Source organism: Clostridium sp. CM042, from assembly GCF_055080995.1.
This window is the reverse complement of record NZ_JBSJES010000002.1, coordinates 1-21,710: the sequence shown is the minus strand read 5'-3', so window position 1 is coordinate 21,710 and position 21,710 is coordinate 1. Positions and strand designations below refer to the sequence as shown.

The 21,710-nt window shown below is 29.0% G+C and carries 23 protein-coding genes; 8 read left to right on the top strand and 15 right to left on the bottom strand.

Annotated elements, in window-relative coordinates; genetic code table 11:
* The 7 genes from ACWJJ7_RS18380 to ACWJJ7_RS18350 form a co-directional block, all read right to left on the bottom strand.
* Positions 1-1,080: a GHKL domain-containing protein gene (locus ACWJJ7_RS18380; protein ID WP_462965105.1), complete on the bottom strand. Its 1,080-nt coding sequence runs from the start codon at positions 1,078-1,080 to the stop codon at positions 1-3.
* A gap of 188 nt (positions 1,081-1,268) precedes the next feature.
* Entirely contained in the window at positions 1,269-2,009 is a 741-nt protein-coding gene (locus ACWJJ7_RS18375) for a LytR/AlgR family response regulator transcription factor (RefSeq protein ID WP_462965104.1), read from the bottom strand.
* Positions 2,010-2,214: 205 nt separating this feature from the next.
* Positions 2,215-2,715 (bottom strand): hypothetical protein, encoded by a 501-nt coding sequence (locus tag ACWJJ7_RS18370; protein WP_462965103.1) that lies wholly within the window; start codon positions 2,713-2,715, stop codon positions 2,215-2,217.
* A gap of 87 nt (positions 2,716-2,802) precedes the next feature.
* Entirely contained in the window at positions 2,803-4,257 is a 1,455-nt protein-coding gene (locus tag ACWJJ7_RS18365) for a DNA-binding response regulator (protein ID WP_462965102.1), read from the bottom strand.
* A gap of 472 nt (positions 4,258-4,729) precedes the next feature.
* Complete coding sequence (locus ACWJJ7_RS18360) at positions 4,730-4,918, bottom strand: hypothetical protein (RefSeq protein WP_462965101.1); 189 nt, start codon at positions 4,916-4,918, stop codon at positions 4,730-4,732.
* A 1,200-nt stretch (positions 4,919-6,118) separates the two neighbouring features.
* On the bottom strand, positions 6,119-6,421 hold the full coding sequence (locus ACWJJ7_RS18355; protein ID WP_462965100.1) for a ribbon-helix-helix domain-containing protein: 303 nt from the start codon (positions 6,419-6,421) through the stop codon (positions 6,119-6,121).
* A gap of 79 nt (positions 6,422-6,500) precedes the next feature.
* Positions 6,501-7,250 carry a ParA family protein gene (locus tag ACWJJ7_RS18350; RefSeq protein ID WP_462965099.1) on the bottom strand — a complete coding sequence of 250 codons (750 nt, stop codon included), beginning with the start codon at positions 7,248-7,250 and terminating at the stop codon, positions 6,501-6,503.
* 594 nt (positions 7,251-7,844) lie between these two features.
* Between ACWJJ7_RS18350 and ACWJJ7_RS18345 the strand changes: the two genes are divergently transcribed.
* The 5 genes from ACWJJ7_RS18345 (at position 7,845) to ACWJJ7_RS18325 (ending at position 12,035) form a co-directional block, all read left to right on the top strand.
* Positions 7,845-8,012: a hypothetical protein gene (locus ACWJJ7_RS18345; protein ID WP_462965098.1), complete on the top strand. Its 168-nt coding sequence runs from the start codon at positions 7,845-7,847 to the stop codon at positions 8,010-8,012.
* A complete protein-coding gene (locus ACWJJ7_RS18340) occupies positions 8,012-8,767 on the top strand; it encodes a ParA family protein (RefSeq protein WP_462965097.1) in 756 nt (251 codons plus the stop codon). Before ACWJJ7_RS18345 ends, ACWJJ7_RS18340 begins: the two co-directional genes overlap by 1 nt.
* On the top strand, positions 8,749-9,198 hold the full coding sequence (locus tag ACWJJ7_RS18335; RefSeq protein WP_462965096.1) for a hypothetical protein: 450 nt from the start codon (positions 8,749-8,751) through the stop codon (positions 9,196-9,198). The genes ACWJJ7_RS18340 and ACWJJ7_RS18335 overlap by 19 nt, the downstream gene beginning before the upstream one ends.
* Positions 9,199-9,970: 772 nt before the next feature.
* The gene (locus ACWJJ7_RS18330) at positions 9,971-11,146 is read left to right on the top strand and encodes a replication initiation protein (protein ID WP_462965095.1); all 1,176 of its coding nucleotides are present in this window, start codon (positions 9,971-9,973) and stop codon (positions 11,144-11,146) included.
* Between the two features lie 196 nt (positions 11,147-11,342).
* Positions 11,343-12,035 (top strand): Fic family protein, encoded by a 693-nt coding sequence (locus ACWJJ7_RS18325; protein ID WP_462965094.1) that lies wholly within the window; start codon positions 11,343-11,345, stop codon positions 12,033-12,035.
* A 237-nt stretch (positions 12,036-12,272) separates the two neighbouring features.
* Here ACWJJ7_RS18325 and ACWJJ7_RS18320 read toward each other — a convergent pair whose 3' ends face one another.
* From ACWJJ7_RS18320 to ACWJJ7_RS18290, 7 genes are all read right to left on the bottom strand, one after another.
* Positions 12,273-13,250, bottom strand: a complete 978-nt coding sequence (locus ACWJJ7_RS18320) for a RepB family plasmid replication initiator protein (protein ID WP_462965093.1) — start codon at positions 13,248-13,250, stop codon at positions 12,273-12,275.
* Between the two features lie 440 nt (positions 13,251-13,690).
* The gene (locus ACWJJ7_RS18315) at positions 13,691-14,470 is read right to left on the bottom strand and encodes an N-acetylmuramoyl-L-alanine amidase (RefSeq protein ID WP_462965092.1); all 780 of its coding nucleotides are present in this window, start codon (positions 14,468-14,470) and stop codon (positions 13,691-13,693) included.
* 171 nt (positions 14,471-14,641) lie between these two features.
* Positions 14,642-14,878 (bottom strand): DUF2922 domain-containing protein, encoded by a 237-nt coding sequence (locus ACWJJ7_RS18310; RefSeq protein ID WP_462965091.1) that lies wholly within the window; start codon positions 14,876-14,878, stop codon positions 14,642-14,644.
* Between the two features lie 90 nt (positions 14,879-14,968).
* The gene (locus tag ACWJJ7_RS18305; RefSeq protein ID WP_462965090.1) at positions 14,969-15,193 is read right to left on the bottom strand and encodes a DUF1659 domain-containing protein; all 225 of its coding nucleotides are present in this window, start codon (positions 15,191-15,193) and stop codon (positions 14,969-14,971) included.
* Between the two features lie 144 nt (positions 15,194-15,337).
* Positions 15,338-16,360, bottom strand: coding sequence for a replication initiation protein (locus ACWJJ7_RS18300; RefSeq protein ID WP_462965089.1), 1,023 nt, complete (start codon positions 16,358-16,360; stop codon positions 15,338-15,340).
* 356 nt (positions 16,361-16,716) lie between these two features.
* Positions 16,717-16,878, bottom strand: a complete 162-nt coding sequence (locus ACWJJ7_RS18295) for a YvrJ family protein (RefSeq protein ID WP_462965088.1) — start codon at positions 16,876-16,878, stop codon at positions 16,717-16,719.
* A gap of 65 nt (positions 16,879-16,943) precedes the next feature.
* On the bottom strand, positions 16,944-17,498 hold the full coding sequence (locus tag ACWJJ7_RS18290) for a sigma-70 family RNA polymerase sigma factor (RefSeq protein ID WP_462965087.1): 555 nt from the start codon (positions 17,496-17,498) through the stop codon (positions 16,944-16,946).
* A 437-nt stretch (positions 17,499-17,935) separates the two neighbouring features.
* Between ACWJJ7_RS18290 and ACWJJ7_RS18285 the strand changes: the two genes are divergently transcribed.
* Both ACWJJ7_RS18285 and ACWJJ7_RS18280 read left to right on the top strand, forming a co-directional pair.
* On the top strand, positions 17,936-18,544 hold the full coding sequence (locus ACWJJ7_RS18285; RefSeq protein ID WP_462965086.1) for a tyrosine-type recombinase/integrase: 609 nt from the start codon (positions 17,936-17,938) through the stop codon (positions 18,542-18,544).
* A gap of 270 nt (positions 18,545-18,814) precedes the next feature.
* A complete protein-coding gene (locus ACWJJ7_RS18280) occupies positions 18,815-19,102 on the top strand; it encodes a hypothetical protein (protein ID WP_462965085.1) in 288 nt (95 codons plus the stop codon).
* Between the two features lie 146 nt (positions 19,103-19,248).
* Here ACWJJ7_RS18280 and ACWJJ7_RS18275 read toward each other — a convergent pair whose 3' ends face one another.
* Entirely contained in the window at positions 19,249-20,121 is an 873-nt protein-coding gene (locus ACWJJ7_RS18275) for an Abi family protein (protein ID WP_462965084.1), read from the bottom strand.
* A 420-nt stretch (positions 20,122-20,541) separates the two neighbouring features.
* Here ACWJJ7_RS18275 and ACWJJ7_RS18270 point away from each other — a divergent pair, with 420 nt between their 5' ends.
* Positions 20,542-21,402, top strand: coding sequence for a hypothetical protein (locus ACWJJ7_RS18270; protein ID WP_462965083.1), 861 nt, complete (start codon positions 20,542-20,544; stop codon positions 21,400-21,402).
* Positions 21,403-21,710 lie beyond the last annotated feature (308 nt).

The following is a 21,710-nucleotide window of genomic DNA, read 5'->3' as shown; positions in this document are numbered from 1 at the left end:
CTACCTAGCTTCTATATACAAATCTTGAATAAAAAATTCTTTTTTAACAGATGTTTTTAATAAAACATTAGGATATTTGTTATTTATAATTTCTCTTACATTATTTAAACCTATTCCACGATTTTGACCTTTTGTGGAATAGTTTTTTTTGTATATCTTGCTTATATTTACATTGCTATTATAAGAATTAGCAATAGTTATATTTAAACATTCATCTTGAATGAAAGATATAGATACAAATTTCTCTTTGCTATCTTTTGCCGCTTCATATGCATTGTCTATCAATATACCTACAATTCTACATAGATCTATTATATCTATATCAAAAGTATCTATTGTATCTAAAATCTCTACTGATAGAGTTATATTATCTAATTGAAATTTTACTATTTTAGAAGTCAATAATCCCTTTAAGCCAGCGTCTTTTATTTTTTTTAGCTTAAGTATTTCATTGTTTTCACATTCATTAATTAACTCTACATTAAAAATTTTTTTTAATTCTTCAATATTATTGTCTTCTAAATATCCTCGTGTCATAAAAAAAATATTATTACAATCATGTTTAAACTTAGCTACATCATCTACTAAATTTTCTATAATACTAGTATATGTTTTTAATTGTATAAATTTTTGTTGCTTTGCTTTTAACATATAATTTTTATGGGAAAAGATCAAAATCAGAATTATGCAAACAGTAGAAATTAGAAGTACAATAACAACGGTATAATTATTGAAGGACTTATATGATAAAAAATAGATAATAATAAATACAATCATTAAATTTGTAATAAATATAGTATTTACCATAAAATCATTATCTTTAATTCTATATTTAGAAATTAAAGATATAGTAAATATTTTTTTAAAGTTAATTATAAAAACAGCAATGAAAAATATTACAATATTAAACAAAATAAATATTATTTTGTTTGTAGATAAAATTTTTAGATTAATATTTAATATATTAGTAAAAAATTGCATTGTTAAAGATTCAGATAATGTCATTATTAGGGTTATAAAAAATGTAGTTTGAATCAAAGATAAGATATTGCGTTCAAGTAATACTGCTAAAATTATCATAAGAAATATAGTGGTAATGATAACCTTATAACCATTTAAATAATTAAACTTAAGCACATAATAGTATAATATAGAGACACTTAGTATTATTATGAAATTGTTTATATTGATAGTAAATTTATATCTTTTTAATTTACAACCAATATATAATTGAACATAAAACATAATAAATAAAAGAACTATATTTATTATCCACACGCCTTGTTCACCTCTTTTAATCCTGTCCTAGAAATAGGGCACTTGTCTCCTGTAACCATTTCTACATAGGGCTTATTAGAATTTTTACATACGATTTTTATATATTTCTTATTCACTATATTTGTTTTATGGGTTTGAATAAAATTATTATCTAGTGAATTCATTAATTCTTTTAACGTGCTGTAAAATTCAACGATAGTATTGGTACTATGAAGAGTCACTTTGCGGCTATTTTTTATAGTTTCAATATAAATAATATCTTGAAGCAGTATATTAAACATTTCTGTACCTATTTTAATTACTAATTTCTTTGGCTCTTCATCTTTTTCCTTATTCAGTATTTGGGTAGCAATTAAAAGGCTTTCTTTTAACTGATTTTCAAGATGTATGCTTTTATTTATGAATGTTACCACACGTAGTTTGTATTGAAACACTTCAAAACTTAATTCAACATGATTAGTAACAAAAATCATTTCACCTGAATATTTATCTAATTTTCTAATCTCTCTTCCTAGTTTTAACCCGTTTTTTTCTTCATTCAAGTCGATATCCAATATGTATATGTTTTTTCCAACATTATTTTTAACATATGAAATAACATCAGCGGAGTTATTAAACGTTAATACATTGAAATCTTTAAAATTCATTTCTTCTTCGTAAGTTTTCACAACTATATTTTTTAGCAGATTCACTGTTTTGAGACAATCATCACATATAAGTATATTAATCATTACTTAATCCTCCTTTAAATGGGGTAGTGCTCGCAAATCCAGTTATTTATTCGATATTATTATTTGAATATTTCGACTTAGAATTAATAATTTTTAGGTAACGAAAAATACATATAACTGTTGCCATTTTAGTTCTATTGCTATACATATCTCCTTACTACCGCACTCCATTTAGGACAAAACTCATGCCCTAAACACCACTATACTACTTCCTAAAATCACTTAACTCCATAACCTCACACTCTTCATGATTTTCTTCCTGCAATTTATCTAATCTTTCCACCAGATCCCCTATTATCAAAATCAACTCATGCTTACTATATTCCTTATCATCAAAACCCTTTACTTCTCCATAAACTTTTATGTAAAGCTTCCTGGCATACTTTAATTGTTTATCTGTAGCTGGTTCCAATTTTTGATTTTTAATCATTTCCACAATATCAACTTTTTTCTTATCTATCTTTTTATTAAATCTCTCTTCAAAAACCTTCTTAATATCCTCAAAGAGCTCCTCATCTACATCAAATCTTTCATCTGTTTTAATCTTAACATACTGCCGCTTTCCTTCTACATTTTTAAATTTATCCTTAGACCAATAATCAAATACAGTAGCAAAAACATTATCTTCAGATATTCCTTTTAAAAAATTAGACATACTCCCACTAATACTAAGCTTCCATTTAGAATCTAAAGCTTTATACAACATAATAAATACCGCCCAAAAGGATTCTAAAAAAAAGAATCCAGGTAACACCCATAATTTTATCGGAACGTTTCAGTTGTACTTAAAATTTTACAGTTCTTTTAATAATTTACTAACTGATTGTTGTGTTATTTCTAGTTTTTTTGCTATTACCTTTTGCGTTAATCCTTGTAGTTTAAGTTCTTTTATAGCTTCTATTTTTTCTAATTTAGCTTTTTCTCTTTTAGTAAGTCCATTTTCATCTCTTCTATTTTCTTTGTTTTTCTTTTTATGTTGCTCATTATTTCTTCTTTTAACTTCTTTCATATTGATAATAGTCTTAAGAACCCTCATTTCTTCCTCCATAATATTTAAAAGACCTATAAGTGTTGTATTTTTATAATTGTATCCCTTATATCTATATCTTGTTCTATTTTTATTTTTCTCTTTGCCATCTTCAATCTCGATTTTCAATTGATTTATATCTTCTTTTGGACGGGAATCAAATTCATTCTCTAACCATTCTTTATATGCCCTTTCTGCCTGTCTAGTTTGACTTTTAACTTCACTTTCAGGTAGGGGGCATATAAATCCCTTGTTAAATTCTAAAGTATCCTCTAATGCCTTATTAAGGTCACTTGTAAAACAACAGGCCCAGTATCTATATAAAAAACACATAAGTTCCCTTTGGCTTTTTTCTACTAGTTCTCCATTTTCATCTCTACAATATCCTTTTCTAAATGTCTGAAGCTCTACTATGTCCATAAGTCTCGCATTATGAAGACTATAAAGATTGAATAGTTTTACAACCTTTGATTTTCTTCCACGTTTTTTTACACTTGGATTTTTAACATAATCATTTAGTTCTGGAAGATAGTTTTCTTGAATATCACGAAGCGTATATCTTTCATTACTAAAAACTACTAGTTCAGCAGCTCGTCCATTTTTTTGGTTAATAGTACTTGAAATCCTAGATACTCTAGCTGCATCAATTGATTTAGCATCAGCACCTATTTCTTTTAGCTTCTGCAAAAAGAATTTTTGCACTGCATTCCAAAGTGGAAGAGCCATATGTGGCACAGGTTCTATAAGCCAATAAATAACTATACCTTGCCCTGAAATAACTATAAAACTAGGCGGTGGAACAGATTGTTTAAAGTAATCCTTCTCGAGTAACCATATAATCTGTTCTGATGATAGTCCTTTATATTGGTCCAATGTGTAATAATCTAAATCTATAAATAGTGAATTTAATTTTCTTATATTATCTATACGTCTCACGGGTTTATAAAAGCTATTTGGACTTAAATATATATTTGCATCATCTACACGCAGAAGCTTGTCTATATTTTCTTTAAGCTGATCTACTTTGTAGTGATGCTGAATCCAACTACTTCCCTTTTTACTCGCTATAGTTATATATCCATCGTCATTTTCATGTAAAAGTTCTATTTGCATTTGTGCCTGTGACACTTGCGAACTATTAACCAAAGCTTCCATTGGCACTATGGTTAAATTTCTTATAATGTCACTTAGCTCATCAATGTCTTTTTTCTCCGCAAGCATAAAAAAGCCCTCCTATTTGGGTATACCAAATAGAAAAGCATTCTCGATGTTAAATATTTTATTAATATATATCTATTGACTATAGTTGAAATATATATTAAACTAATATACATCAAACATAAAACAGATTTATATGTTAAATTAAATATTTAAATGATAGCTTTACTATTTAGTAAGTTATTTAAAGCTCTTGAATTGTAAAGTTTCCCGACTTAATTCAAGAGTTTGTTGCTTTTTTGCTTAAATAAACATATATTGTAATTTCTTATTGTAAATATATGCAATATAATCTCATATCTTATAATATTATGTGTTTTATTTTACTATGTATTACCTAAAATTTCAAGTTTTTATCTCTTATTAACTCATCTTTTATATTTATTTACAAATTCCACTAGAGCAAGTGCTATAAGATCCTTTTGTGTTTCTTTTTTAGTCTTACAAAATTCAACGAATTCATTAAGTGCTATTTTTATGTTTTAATACTTCTGCTTATAATTTCACCTTTAAGCATTGAATTATTAAGATCTATTTCTGGAACATCTATTATATTTTCATTAGTCTTTTGCTTCCTATACCAGTTAATCATTTCTTCCATTTCCGGATATTCTATTTTTATAGTATCTCTAATAACCTCTATTACTTCTGTTTTAAGTATCACGGGGGTATTATTGCTACGGTTTTTATTTGGTGTTACTAGATGTTATTTCAGGCAAATCGTATAAAAATATGGATTTATTATATTTTATGCCTGTTCTCTTAGTTATTTCTATATATTTTTTTCTATTTATATTAAAAATATCCTTTATAAACCTATCCGTTGAAGTTCACTTGTTAAAAATACATAAATTTACATTTTTTTATCGTTTATGTCATAAAATATAGGTTTAAGGATATTTGGGTTGTGCTTTATCTTTTTATGGGTTAATATTTTGACAAAGCAAGTTACCCAAAGGTATAACCTCACTCATCTTTTTAGATTTAATTTTGTAATTAAGATAAGTGAGTTTTATATAAAATTAATAATGTATATAGTTAAGTATTGTTTTAATGAATCTTGACTATTAGTTAAAGAGAGGAGATGAAATATATGGGTTGGATTAATGATATATTAGACATAATCGGTAAAATTATCGGCATGTTTAGCTAATATTATATGTAATACCCTCAATAAAAACAAAAACACCTGGTTGAATATGAAATTTATCCAGGTGTTTTTGTTTTTTGAGTTATTGGTTTTATTAGACTATCTTATAGGGGTATGAAGAACATAGCTGTAACCAGAAGCAATAGAAAAGTTCCGGGTTTCATTTTGGAACTTGAACTTAGGTGTATTTAAAGTATTAAATTGAGTATTTTAGGTCGATATGGTAAACTAATTTCAAAAAAAGTTCCTACTCTTGACATTATAGGAACTTTTTCGAGGTGATATATGGACTTTAATAATAAATTCGTATAAAACTAAAAAAGAATAATTTTCAAAATCAAAATTACCATATTGTAAAAGAATCTCAATGTCCATTTCTCTAAGGCTTAGTATTACTCCTTCCGGACTTCCACTATTAGTAGAAGCTTTTGATTATATTCATTAATTTTATTTATGAAATTCCAAAGGTAAATCTCTCTTCACAACATTTTTTTAGTGTTGCTTAGGTAACACTTAAGCAACACTAAATTTCTAAATCATAGCATATGGCGCATGTAGCGGTAATAAACGTCATAATCACTATATATAAAAACATTATATTTTTCAGATAAATAAAAAGGGGTCTACTATTGAAAATCACTATAGTATTAACCCTATTAAACCCTAATTAAAATTTTTAATATTTTTATAATTTATTTTCCACTATTTTTACTACTACTCTTCTAATTTTAAATTATTTATACAATGTTCTATCATAACATTTACTAATTCATTTCTACTATATCCGGATTTCTTACAAGCTTTATCCAATTCTTTTAACCTATCAGCATCTATATAAACATTAAATGTCTTCTTACCCTTTTTATCATCAGTCTTCTTTTTTAATATAAATGCATTATCTATACTATCATTAGCCTTTATACCTTCATTCTTAATATTAGTATTTTCTTCTACAGCTTTATGTTCATTAGAAATATTAATGTTTCCCTTTAAATTGTTTTTAAAATTATTAGCCATTCTAAACACCCCTTATATATATGTATTATATATTAATATTATACATTAATACTATATATTAATATTTAATATTGTTATATTATTTAATACGATTAACCACTTCATAATATAACTCTGTATAGACTTTAGCATGCTTATTACTGTATTCCTGTATAGTTTTATTCATCGCTGTTGCTTCTTTATACTTAACACTATCAAGTATTATTGTATTGAATAAATTATCTTTTAAAACTTCCTCAGCTACCTCTGTAAATTGTCTGCTAAATATAGTTCTTTTCTCAAATCTATTTCTAAGTATTCCTATCAGTTTCAAATCATTTACCATTCTATTTTCTTCTAGTTCATTTACAATTTTATTTACCATATTAAGCCCTTGTAATGCACTTGGGCTATTATCAATTACCTCCATATAGTAATCGCTCATGCATAAACTATTTTGCACCATCATGCCTAAAAACGGAGAATTATCTATAATGATAAAATCATAGTCATGTGAAAAGTTTCTGTATTTAAATTTTAAAATATGTTCTGGACATTTCTTATTATAAAGTTCTCTTTCTAAGACACTACTTTCTATAGTGTTAGGTATAACATGGATATGTTCATTATACTTTACTATGCAATCGCTAAAACCTACTTTAGGGTTAGTATATAAATCATACATATTAAATTTATTTTCAATTTTTAAAATCTGTGATAAACTGCTTTGACTATCATTATCTATCAGCAATACTTTATGTTTTTGATATGCTATTGCTCCAGCCAAGTTTATCGCTGTAGCGGTCTTACCTACACCACCTTTAACATTAATCAATGAAATTACTGTCATACCCTCACCTCTTTAATTTATATTTACTGTTATTATATAGCATGAATATATACATGTAAATGCATCCTATTTTATTAATATCACAATATCATACCAATATATATTGTAATATGTATTTATAATATATTCAACTAATATTATATATTAATAGATAATATCAATATGTAATACTACATTATAATAGTATAATGTCATATTACTTATTAATACTAATATTACATACTATAGTATAATAATAATTTTTAATGCTAATATTTAAAATTCAAACTAACTCAAATAAAAAAAATGTTATGATTGTTAAAAAATAAGTTTGCATATGCAATGTATTATTCTACAAAAGAAACTGTACTAAAATGCTATAATTCGTATGTATGTTTTATTTCCTTAAGTTTAGCAAACCTAGCTTCTATAATTTTCTCAGGTCTTACTGCTATTAATTCACCTTAATAACAACGGTCATTTACTCACCTTTACATCTATTTTTTTCTAATTTAGCCGTAAACTACGCCCTAAATAAATGTACGATTTTATTTAAAATTGCAGTTGTTAACAGTTAATAACCATGTTATACTAACTCCAATTGGAGGTGTTACGATGGCAATAAATAAAGAAACTCATGTTATTGTACCTGTCGTTTTGAGTATAGAACTAGAAAAACAGCTTAAAGAATTAGCAAAAAAAAGTGAACGTAGCAGATCCGCTCAAGTGGTTACATATATTAAAGAAGGTATAAAAAAAGAATCAGGAGGTGGAAATATATAATGTCACAAATTATTGCAGTGAGCAATCAAAAGGGTGGCGTTGGCAAAACGACGTCTACATTAAATTTAGGAGTAGCACTTACGGAGCTTGGCATGAAAGTGTTAATGATAGACCTTGATCCACAAGCTAGTTTAACAATTTCAATAGGTCTTGAGCCAGAGAATTTAGGAAAAACAATTTACAATGCACTAGTTGACGATGTAGATATAAACAAACTGATTTTATTTAATGAACTTCTCTACTTTGTACCATCCACAATAGATCTTTCAGCAGCAGAGATGGAACTTGTATCTGAGGTAGGTCGCGAATTTAAACTTAAGGATGCACTTGACCCGGTGAAAGAAGATTTCGACTATATATTAATCGATTGCCCACCTTCACTTGGATTACTAACTATCAATGCATTAGCTGCCTGTGATAGCGTAATTGTACCTATGGCACCTGAGTATCTTGCATTACGTGGATTTAATTTGCTTGAAAAAACAATGACTAAGGTTAAAAAACTGAACAAAAAGCTTACCTTAATGGGAATATTAGTAACTTTATACGATAATAGAACAACACACCACAAAGATGTAGTTGCAGAGCTTCAAAAAAATTACCCTGTTTTTAATTCCATGATAAAGAAGTCAATAAGATTTCCTGATGCGGTGCTCGCTGGGCAGCCTATTATGACCTATGACCCTAAATTTGAAGGTTCTGTTTCATATCAAGAATTGGCTAAGGAGGTTATAGCATGGGAAATAGAAAAATAAGTCTTGCTGATAAGATGAAAAAGGTAAATGAAATGCAAACACAAGGAGTAAAAAAAGGACAAGGTGTAGATGCATTTTTCACAAATGAAACCGCGGGTGAAACCGTTGAAAAACCTGATAATTCTCCAGATGTGAATACACGTATGGAAACGTCTACGGGTACGTTCACGGTCACGTCATCAGACACAGACACAGCACCAACTACAGTAACGGTCACAAACCCGTTTTCGAGCACGGACTCGGTGCTAGACTCCTTACTTAGTAATAATGAACAATTCGTTAGGTGCGTGGCCTATTTAAGAAAAGATCAGGCGGATTTTGTAAAGGATCTTTCAAAAGAACTGACTAAGAAAAACAAAGGGAAAAGGATAAAGGAATCTGAAATATTTAGAATGGCTATGGATATGCTTATGAATGCTGTAAGAAAATAATTTAGAGAATTGATAGAGCAGCTCCGCAGATGATGATTTAATTGCTAGCTCTATTTTTTTATGTCCAAGCTATTACAATAGTGTTTTTAGCTACCTTATGTTGCTTGTAATGAATTTTTATGACGTAAAGGTGCAAATTAACGCGCGTTAACTAAATGAGCTTATATAGTCGTTAAACGAGATTTTTCCACTATACCTTAAATAAAGATTGACAATGTCAACTACTTATCCATAATGGGATACTTGTTAAGTGTAATTCTAAGTGCAACCTATTTACGAATAAACAATGTATTTAAAAAATATCAGTGAATTATAACCTATTTATGATCAAAAACAGTTTTTATCTAAAGATAACTCATTTACGAACAGCTTAATTCTATATAAAACCTACTTACTTTTAATCTAAACCGTCTGATACCAACAAATACAGAGAAAATGTTGTAAGGAATGACAATATAAAAATGAATTGTTACAAATTTATGTTGTCATTAATAATTTCACAACTACAGTTGTTGTTTTAGATTGTTTTAAATAAACAACAAAGTTTTAATACTTTTAGGCACCCTTTGAGTCGTTGATATGACTATGGTTGAGTATGCGAAAGGCAACCTATTTACGAATAAAGGCAACTTATTTACGAATAAAGTCACTTTGAAAGGCAACCTATTTACGAATAAAGGCAACCTATTTACGAATGTGCAACTCGATTTATAAAAAGTTGTTGACAACTCGATTATTGAAATGTTATAGTTCCTGTGGGGGTGGTTGGGAAATGATAACAGATTTGACAAAATCAAATAATAACTGGATATATCAGAGCAATAAATTGATTGAAGCGTCTTATTCATTTACAGTATTAGAACAAAAATTAATTAGATTGCTCGCAAGTATGATAACAAAAGATGATGTTGATTTAAAAGAATATCAATTCTTAGCGACAGATTTAAGTAAGACTTTAAACATCCATAAAAGAAACATTTACAGGGAATTAGATAGTGTCACAGATAAATTAATGGCAAGGTTTATAAAAATGAAAAATGATGATACTAAAGAGTTTGATAAATTCCATTTAATAAAAACAGCAAAATTACGAAATGGGATATTAATATTGAAAATTGATGAAGATATGAAGGATTTTTACTTAAAATTAAATTGGTATACAAAATATCAATTAAAAAATATAATGCAATTTAAAAGTACTTATTCGTTTAGACTTTATGAGTTATTAAAACAGTATGAGATCATAGGCAGTAGATTAATTACTGTTGAGGATTTAAGATTTGGATTAGACATCGAAAAAGAACAGTATCCAAAATATTCAAATTTAAAACAAAAGGTAATAAAGGTTGCTCAAAAGGAAATAAATTCAAAAACCGATATATCATTTGACTATGAAGAAGTAAAGACCGGTAGAAAAGTTACAAGTATTAATTTTTACATAAAGACCAATAAAGAGAACAGCATAGCGATAGACGAGGTTTGTGCTACTAAGGTGAGTAAAGCTTCCAGTGAGAAAAACAAGTACTCTACTGAGGACATAAAGGCCGTACAAAGCATATTCAAAGAGAAGATAACAGTATGCCAAGCAAAATCTTTATTAACCACTGCAAAAGGTAACTTAGAAATTATTAAAGAAAAATATGATCTACCAAGAAAAACAGATGTTGGGAATATAGTGGGTTGGATTCTTGACGCAATTACAGGCAATTATAAATCACCTAAAGGCAAGTCCAATGTTGCTCATAGTTTCAATAACTACGAGCAAAGAAAGTATGACTTTGACAAGTTGGAAAATGATTTATTAGGTAAGAATGATGATAAGTCAAATGAAAAAGATAATATGAGATGGGAAGAAGAAATTGAAGGTGGCATGAGTGTGAAGGACATGGTGGCTGATGTGAGAAAAACGATGAATTCAGAGACTTCCCCAGGCACTGTAAGCACATAGACCATGTAATTGTACAGAATTAATATAGGAATATATATTAGAGAGATTTACACGTCTACGTCTACGGATATGTTAACGTATATGTTCACGGATACGTGAACGGTCACGTCAACAGGCACGTACTCGGCGCTAGATTTAAACAAATCTTTTGCTGATTATCTCAAAATAAGTTGAATTAAAGGGAGTATGAAATATTATGCTATTTAACAGAAACAAATCCTATGAGGATATAGTTCCAGCGTTAGAAACTAGAAGATTAATAATGCTCGTTAGAAAATTATCGTCAGATGTTGTATTTAATATGGCTAATTTAGAAGGAAATCCTTTCACTTATCCTGAAGTACAAACTTTACTTGAAGGTATTACTATCGGTGGTCATAAAGTAAGCGACGAACAACAAATTTACAATATTAGAAATGGTTGGAATTATTTATTTGATACAGTGAGCCAAAACAATGCAGGACTTGACATAAATATCTTCAATAAATTTAACAATATAGTGGCTAAGGATGAAGCTTTATTTAGTGGTGCATTTAGAACTGGTCAAGTTAGAATCGCCGGCACAGATTTTATGCCTCCAATAGCTGAAGAGTTAGAATGTATTTTTAAAAGTGAATTACCAAAGTTAATAAAAAGATGTGAGAGTAAAACGGATCTAGCTTTTGAAATATTTCTATGGGGAGCTTTAAATCAATTTTTCTATGATGGAAATAAAAGAACATCCAGGCTAGTATCTAACATGGTTTTAATATCACAAGGTCAAGGTATATTTAATATAAAGGCAAAGGATAGATTGCAGTTTAATACTTTAATGGTTGAGTTCTACAATACAAGAGAAGCTGACAATATCTTTGAGTTTTTATATAATAGTTGTTTGGAAAAATATTAAGAAATGTATACTGAGTAGATAATCTTTATCATATTGAGTGGTTTTAAATAATAAAATTATTGAGAAACTAAGATCACGGTGATATGAAAAAGTATGAGTCCATTAACTAAGATAGGTATTTATACCTATTTTCTTATTTGATGTATATTAAATAAGTAATAGAAATAATAGAATTGCCGCTGTGAAATGGTTGATCAAAAGAGCGAATTTAAACACTACAGATTTTTTTCTGTAGTGTTATTTCCATCCTAAAAGTTTTTTTTCTAAAACATCAAAGTCATAGGTTCGTTGCTCATAATCGTTAAATCCAGTCTGTTTTGTTTTGGTATTATAATTATCTTTAATAGCTTTAATTACCCATCCTACTATATTCTTTATTTCACCTTGACTATTGGAAAGTTTATACTTTTCCTTTATTAATTCTATGTCACCACTAGCAACATCTAACATTTTTCTTGCTTCTATCTGTGTAATATTTTCAGAAAATATAGTTTGTACATCTGTAATCTCTGAATCTTTATCTCTATCTATAGCAATTTCTTCACATTTTGATGACTTAATTGAAAATTTAAGAGCTGTAACTTTATTTCCAGTCTTAACTTCCTCATATTTAAACTTAATGTCGGAATTATTATTTATTTCAACATGCGCTGGCTCTAATGCAAATCGCCTAAAATCAGAATATTTTTTATAACTCTTAGGGCATTGAAGTTTATCTCTAAGTGCATCAAGATTATCTATTCTCCACCCAGTGTCCTCATAGCTCTTTAAATAATAATAAAATCTTTTACTATAAATACAATTAAAATTTAATGTGTATTTGATATGATAATAAATTCTTTTTTTAACTTCGAGAAACATGTTTTTAAGTTCACTATCAATTTTTAATAAAATCTTTCCTTCTTTGTTTTTATAATGTATTTTAGAGAACCAAGGATAATATATTTCTTCATTCTTCTCTTTATCTACTATTAAAAAACCTTTACCCTCAAAGGTTTTTACTGCTTTCTTTAAATCACCGTAAATATTGTTTTTATCTTTAATATTATATAGCATTTTATATTTATTAATATCAATACTATATTCTACATTATGATCATCTTCAATTTGAGTAAATAACATATCTAAAATATCGTTTTGCCTTGATGTTAACGCAAACCTAGCTTCTATAATCTTCTCAGGTCTTACTGCTATTAATTCACCTTTTTTCTTCATATGTAGTCCCCCTGTACAAGCCTATTAACAATATTTTACCAAATACATAGGTGAAATGCAAACACTTAATTCACCTTAATAATAACGGTCATTTTCTCACCTTAACAGTCATTTACTCACCCCTCAACAGTCATTTACTCACCCCTCAACGGTCATTTACTCACCTTTCAACAGTCATTTACTCACCTTTTGTCACTGACAGCCCTTGGTATGAGCTAGTTTGGAGTACCCCTACTATACTTACTATACTGTTACTATACTATTACTATACAACAACAGTTGTTTATTTAACGGTCATTTACTCACCTTTCAACCTATTTTTCTTATTTGATGTATATTAAATAAGCTCTTCTATTTTAAATTATTAACAAAAATATTCCACTAAATTAATCTTTAATGAAATATTTTTGTTAATAATTAAATTATCTTCTGCGAAGCTATTAAACTAATTTAATATAAGCTGCGCTAACAAATCCGCCATGATTACCATAAAATATAGAATACCAATTACCTACCCTATTATCAATTTTGACCTTTTCATTTTTGTTTAGAGTCCCCAATTTACTTGAATTTACATTTGCCCTCGTCCTAACATTAAGTACGGATGCAGTAACTATCCCATACTTTCCAGAAGTTATAATTGGAGGATGCGCAGCTGCAGATTCTCCAATAAAATTTAATCCGAGGTATGAAAATATACCTTTAACAATGCATAGTGCCACTTTTTCTTGATAAGCGTTTGATAATAGTAAAGCTTCCTCATCTGCATTACTAATAAATGCAGTTTCCACTAATATAGCAGCCATTCTAGTCATTCTGAGCACCCCGAAATTAGCAGTCTTGCATCCTCTATTTGTTAGCCCAGTATCTTTTATTAATTCTGATTGTACTAGTTTAGATAATCTTTCACCACTCGAACTTGCCATGTATGAAAATGTTTCTATTCCATGAGCTGATTTATCTGAGAAACTATTTGCATGAATTGATGTAAATGTATCGCAGCCATTATCATTGGCTATATTCGACCTTTGTGCTAATGTTAAATATACATCTGTAGTTCTTGTATATATCACCTTTTGTCCTCTTTCTATAAGGATCCTACCAACTTTTTTACCTATAGCCATAACAATGCTCGCTTCATGAGAATGAGTTCCTACGGCTCCACAATCTGAACCTCCGTGACCAAAATCAACGCAATGTGTATATATTTTATTACTCATATTAAAGTTCCTCCTCTTATTTTTTAACGACATTTCATAAGGAAAGTCTCCCACCTTTATAAGTGGGAGTTACATACCCTAACAAATTGAGCAGCTCCGCAGGAGATGATTTAACTAAAAAAATTCCACCAAGTTAAGCCTTAGTGGAATCCTTTAACGTCAGGTGATGAATTACGCTACATCAAATTCATTAGTATCAGTAGTAACTACTTTAGCGTCTTTCTTGCCAATTAAGCTGCCATTCGCTGATGCAAAAATATTCTTTGCAATAACCAAATCCATAAGAGTATTTACTTCAAGGTCTGTTATAGTTGGTACTCCCTCTTCATCAGCTTTAATGTCATCTACGCTTAAAGTAAAATATTTACCTTCTATAGATGTTAAAAATCTCATAACTAATTTATGCATATGTCTTTTCCCCCTTTTAATTATTTAAGTTAAATTAACTTAATTTAACTTAATTTAACTTAATTTAACTCTAAGTTTTAAACTGAAAACCTATTCCTGAACTAAGCTAAATTGATCTTGTCTGTCTAGTGTAAATAATGGATAAGTCTTTATGTTAGATATAGCTTTTCCTATTGCAAAAACGTCCTCATCCACTGCAGTAACTTTTAAATTACCTAGTGTCCTTGTTGCAAATTTGTCATTACCGTCGATGTCCACCCCTACTTTCATAGTGAGTTTTAGTGCGCTTGCTACCTTTGTAGATACAACTGCCATATTAATCGCCCCTTTCATTTTGTTTTCACTGAATATATATGACCTTCAAAAGTTTTTGGCGGTTAATTTAAAAATAAAGACAAAAAAGGTATAGCTAATATAGCTACACCTTTGATTAATCTAAACAATTTATATCACATTTATTTATTTCCATCCAAGCAGCTGCTTCTCCAATTCATCAAAATCATAGGACCTTTGCTCGTATTCATTGAATTTATCAACTTTAACTTTGCCTTTAGCAGGCTTATAGTCTTTTTTTATTGCATCAATAATCCATCCAACCACATTATCAATTTTAGCTGCTGCCACCGAATATCTATACTTTTCTTTGATTATATGTATGTCTCCATTTGCACTATCCAATATGCTTTGTGCTTCAGCGTCTGATATTGGTTCTTGTATAATCTCTTTTACAAGTTTAATAGCGTCAATGTTTTCTTGTGGATTTGATTTAATATCTGCTAATGCAGCTGCTATTTCATTCTTACAAGTGTTTTTATTAGTGGTTATGTAAAATTTAATTGAAGTTATTTTTCTACCTGTTTTTATTTCTTCAAATTCAAATTTTATATCGCTTAATTTTTTTAATTCTTTTTGAGTTTGAAGGATTACATACCTCTTAAAATCTGCGTATAATGGATAGATATTATCAGCTCTTAAAAGCTTTCTCAACTCTTCAACCTCTATTTCTATATATCCTTGTTTCTTAAATTCATTACATTTTAAAAACTCATAGATCCTAGGTGAGTATTTACTCTTCATACTTAAAATGTTTGCCAACTTATACTGAGTAAACATACTATTAAGCTTTAACATATAGGGTTTTAGATAAGGACTAAAAATCATTTCAACCATGCCAGTACCTTTCTCATATTTAACGCCACTTAACCATGCTGTCTGGATTAAAGTCTTTCCTTCCTCTATTTCAAATACTTTTTTCATAAGTTCCTTTGTTATCTTAGGTATTTCAGTATACTTTGTTTTTGTACTAACCCCTATAAGAGCCATGAACTCATTGATTTTGAATCTATATGGTTTAAATTCTTCATCTGCTGGTTGAACCATACTGGCCAATGCAAGTATAATTTTTTGTTCTTCCAAACTTAAATCATAACTGCTATTCATAATAAAATAATTCGACTTAGTAACTAAATAATCTTTATCCATATAAGCACCCCATAATAATATATTACCTTGTAACTATGTGAATGTAAATAACTTCTCATATTTAGGTACGCAAAGCTCATAGTTAAAGTTATTTTGGGTACGGAAAACTCATAGTTAAGTACGCAAAACTCATAGTTAAAGTTAATTTGGGTATGCAAAACTCATAGTTAGGTACGGAAAACTCATAGTTAGATTTTTAAAGCTAATCATATCAATGCTTTGCGGTGTGTCTAAAACACTTAAAACAAAAAGATGTTAAAACATATAAAACAACAACAAGGAGCATACCCATAAATAAGTTATATTTGTTGTTGCTTTTAGAATATATAAAAAATAAGAATACCAATCCGGTACCCTTATTTTTCGTTTTTTCCTATAACAGTGGATATAACTATAGTTAAATCTGCGATAGATTTATTGAGATCCTCAATTTTCTTCTCAAACCTAAACAATAGATAAATACTCAAACTTATAGGGAAGCCAACTGTATTAACCAGTTTAACAAATGCATCATACATAGCGCATTCCTCCCTCACCGTTACAGTTAATATATATGCTTTTTCTAATTGTTTTTATAAATTTTTCAAATATATTTTTTTAGCTTTTTTAAAGCCTTATTTTTAATCCTCGCATAATGATGATAACTATGTTCACCATCACAAGCTATTTCGCGAAGACTATCCTCAAGAATGTAGAATCTCTCCACAACATCCCTCTCAAAAGGTTCTAATCTTTCTAAGGCATCATAGAGCCTTTTAACTTCCTCGTATGCTATTACTTCATCCTCTAAGGTGAAACTATACGCCAAAGCTACATTTGGGTTTATAGGATCTACGCTAGGGACTTCTCTATAGTGTTTTATCTTTCCTTTTAAAAGAGCTTTAAAATTAGTTTTAATAGAATTTATGCAGTAGCCATCAAAAGTATTGCTACCAAGGTTATAAAGCTTCACTGATTTTATAACAGAAAGATATCCCTGCTGCACCAGGTCCTCAAATTCATAAGAAGGTATGTGGTAAATCGAGGCTAACTTAATTATTAAAAACTTGTATCGTTCAATAATGTCCATCAAAGATTTTCTGTCTCCATTTTTTGCTTTTTCAACTAAAATTTCCAGTATAAACACCACCCTTTTCATTTCTTATATCTATTATACATATTTTTCTATAATTGTTAAATATTTTTTGAATTTTTTTTAATTATTTTAAAATTAATATTTTAAAAATAACAATACATAAAGAATAAGTTTTAAATAATAATGCCAATTAATGTAATTACATTAATTGGCATTATGTATGTTCATAAGTAAGTTGGTTCTAATCTGACACAAGCACCTTGTGTCAGATAACAAATGGCTCAAACCCTAGTGTTACAAAAAAATGTAAATTCCCATTTTTGCCTAATCTGACATATTGACTATTATTTAATTATTGTGTAATATAAAAATTGGGAATTCTATATTGCGACATGATGCCCTATAAAATCACCTTGAAAACATGATATATATAATTATATTTATCAAATTTAGTTATAATTTACTTAGTTGTTAATTTTCTAACGAAAGGATGATATAAAATGAAAACTGTAGAACCTATAAGAGAAATAAGGACCATCAGAATTATGAGGTCATATTTAAGAGATCAGAGTCTTCGCAATGAGCTGTTATTTATTCTTGGAATAAATGTTGGACTTCGAATAAGTGATATTTTAAAATTAACATTTGATGATGTCATGAACTTCAAGAACATGAGTGCCAAAGAATATGTAATTATCACAGAAAAGAAAACCTCAAAAACAAAAAAGTTTTACATAGGATCTATAGTAAGCAAATTAATTGAAGGATATGCGGCTACTTTAGAAGAAGTGCTACCAGATACGTATGTGTTTTGTAGTAAAAAATCAGAAAATAAACCAATTTCTCGTCAACATGCTTGGTATATATTAAATAATGCTGCTGAAATGATAGGTCTCGTTGAAAGGGACCATAATGGCAATATAATATCCGGAGAAATCGGCACCCACACCATGCGCAAAACTTTTGGTTACCATGCCTATACGAGTGGCACTACCATAGAGCTCTTAATGGAGATATTTAATCATTCATCCAAATTACAAACTTTAAAATATATAGGAATAACTGAAGATCAGAAAAAGGAAGTTTATTTGAGTAGCAATTTGGGGTAATTAAATCATCTCCTGCGGAGCTGCTCATCTTCTACGAAGATGCATTAACGACTTCAGAAGGAGATTTACCCCTTTGTAGACCTCTGGAGTAGATAACAATTCTCAATTGTTATCCTCCCACTGAAGTTCTCTATTTGTTAGGGCATTTAACTCCTACTTATAGAAGTGGGAGACTTTCCTTCTGAAATGTCGTTAAAAAATAGAGAATTATGTTATAATTTTCCTATATACTAAACGGTTGGCCTTAACGAATAAGAAAGGATGAGTAATATGATTCGTAAAGCTTCATTAAAGAAAACCAATGATGTGATCCAGTGGATTGTTAGCATTGCGTTGATAGGTATGGGTATTTACTACTTTTTTATCAGTAAGGATATGTTTAAAGAAATGGGTTGGCTTATTGTGTGGAGTGGTATTGGTATTTTGAATGCAGGGCGAATTATTGATTCCAAATATTTTGAAGATAATTTAAGTTGGAAAAATAATTGGCAAAACATTATACAGATGCCTATGTCTGCAGCGGTTGTTGTTTGTGAGATAAAAAGATTGTGGTTCTAAATTGATTTCTTAAATGATTTGCTAAAATGTAAGATATTCAGGGGAAATCTAATAAAAAGATAGAGAAGCAGGGCATTAGTCCTGCTTCTCTATCTTTTTCAAAATGCAATATGTTTTAACGACATTTCAGCACCGAAGGTGATGATTTAAGTAAGCAATATATCATACCAGTTAATTGGAAATCCTATTAAACTTAAATTTATTATTTCGTATTGATCTATTAACGCTTTTAAATTTATTAAAAAACTATCCCATTCACTTTTATTCTGTATACTATGTTTTATTACTAAAATGAAAGAAAATATTCTTTCGTTATCTATCTGGTAGTCCTTATAAATCTTAGGAATTACGGGCTTAATATTAAACTTTTTATTGTAAATTCTACTATAATGCGCACATACATTTCTAATATGAGATAATGACTTTAACCAGCCTGTAAGCATTGAATAATGCACGCCACACATTAACCCTATTGCTTTTTTATCCTCAACCTTTAAATTATTGAAAAACATTGAGAGAGTGCCAAATGTAGTAATCTCCATTACTACCCAAATTGGTACTTGTCCATTATATTTAATCTTATGATGTATTATAAATAACTCGTCTCTATTTCTATTAATTTCACTTTTTATCATGCTTACATATTTCTCATGAAAAGAAGCTTTAATGAAATTATTACTATCCAAATGTCCTAAAGCTCCATATTTATGTGCTATGTGATATGCAATATGTGTCCTAAATTCAATTTCTGTACTTTCTAATACACCAACTAACAAATTCCTAAGCTTTTTATCAAAGCAATAAGTATCATAGATGTCTTCTAGTGTAACATCATTTAAAAACGTATCATCAGCCTTAAATGTTAACATATAAGCACTTAATCTATAATAATTAACTCTGCTTAGTATATCCATTGCACTATTTTCATCATTAATAATAAGATTTCTGTTTTTCAATATCTTAATCTGTTCTTCAAAAGTTGTAGGGGTTTTGTTATAAATTATAATATCACTTTCCATTATATCACCCACAAATAAAATGTCCCACCTGGTGCGCATTGTAAAGAGGCGTGGTGGGTTCTATTAATAATAGTATATTCAAAAAATAAATAAATTACACCTTTATGTTTGTCTATATTCATTCATATCTGTTCATATAGTGAAATTAACATCTATATTCTATTGTTATCATACTTTTCCGCTTATATTCTCCTAATTGTTAATTTCACTATAAGTTAGCAAGCGCAGACGTGTGCCCTCACATCCGTAGAACTCCTCTGATGGCGACCAGACATATTTCAAATTCAATTTTTCATTGAACTTTGAATATTATAGAGGTATACTGTAAACAAAACTACGTAAACACAAGTAAACACACACGTATTATTGCATTTATGTTAAAATAATTGTAAACATTATTTAATTATAAGGAGGCCTGTAATGGCAGAAAATAACAACCCTTTTTCAGTAAGAATGGAATCAGATGATAAAGAGAAGCTCATGGAGCTCATTCAAGGAAGTGGCAAAAGTAGTAAAGAGTTTATGGGTATTCTCATGGGTGCTTACGAATTAAACAAGGTAAAAATTGATATACCAGAGGTAGCAGAGGACATTAATCACCTCGAAGCGTTAAGTAATCAGATCAATACTATATATGTGAATATGGCGAAACGAATACAAACTATAGATGAATCAAAGGCGCTACAGTTTAATAAAGATATGGAAATCTATAAGAGTAAAATAGAAAGTTTAAATGTTGAAAATGAAACATTAAAAATAAATAAAGAAGATATGGAAAACACATTGCAGGAGTTTTCTAATGCACGTGAAGAACTTAAAAAACAGGTAACTCAATTCAATGAAATCATGGGGAGCAATAAGGCTTTAATTCTAGAATATAAAAAGAAAAATGACACACTTGCAGGCCTTGTTACGGAATATAAAGGGTTTAAGAATGAAAATGAAACCATTAAAGCCTTACTTGCAGATAGTCAGGCAAGAAAAATAGATCTTGAGAATAAAATAATAGCTAAAGACATCGAAGTCGATACCCTAAAAACAAAACTGGAAGCTGCAGCTGTGAAAGCTCAAATGGAAGTAACGAGATTTTCAGAGTTAAAAGAATTTGAAAAGGAAAAAGCACTACTACAGCAAGAGAAGTTATTTAATAAAAATATGCAGGATCTTCAAGAGCAATCTAATAAGAAGATATTAGAATACCAGAAGCAGGCAGAAGATTATATAAGAGAGATGCAGAGACAAAGCCAAAATCAAAGTAAAAAAACAGAGTTAAATAAATAGAGTTGCAGTATTAACTAATTTCTTTATTATTGTTATACTATTATTTGAAAATATAATTGCTTAGTTAAATTTAACTAAATGCTTAACAACCTATATAAATCAACACTTCAAGTAAAAAAATGAATGTAATGCTTTAACGACATCTCAGAAGGAAAATCTCCAACTTCTATAAGTGGGAGTTACACACTATAACAAAGAAAAAACTTCAGTGGGAGTAAGGAAGGTGAATAATAATGAATGAAACTATAGTAGAATATTTACCACCACAAGTCACACTTGAAACAAATAGAACGATTTTGACTAAAACC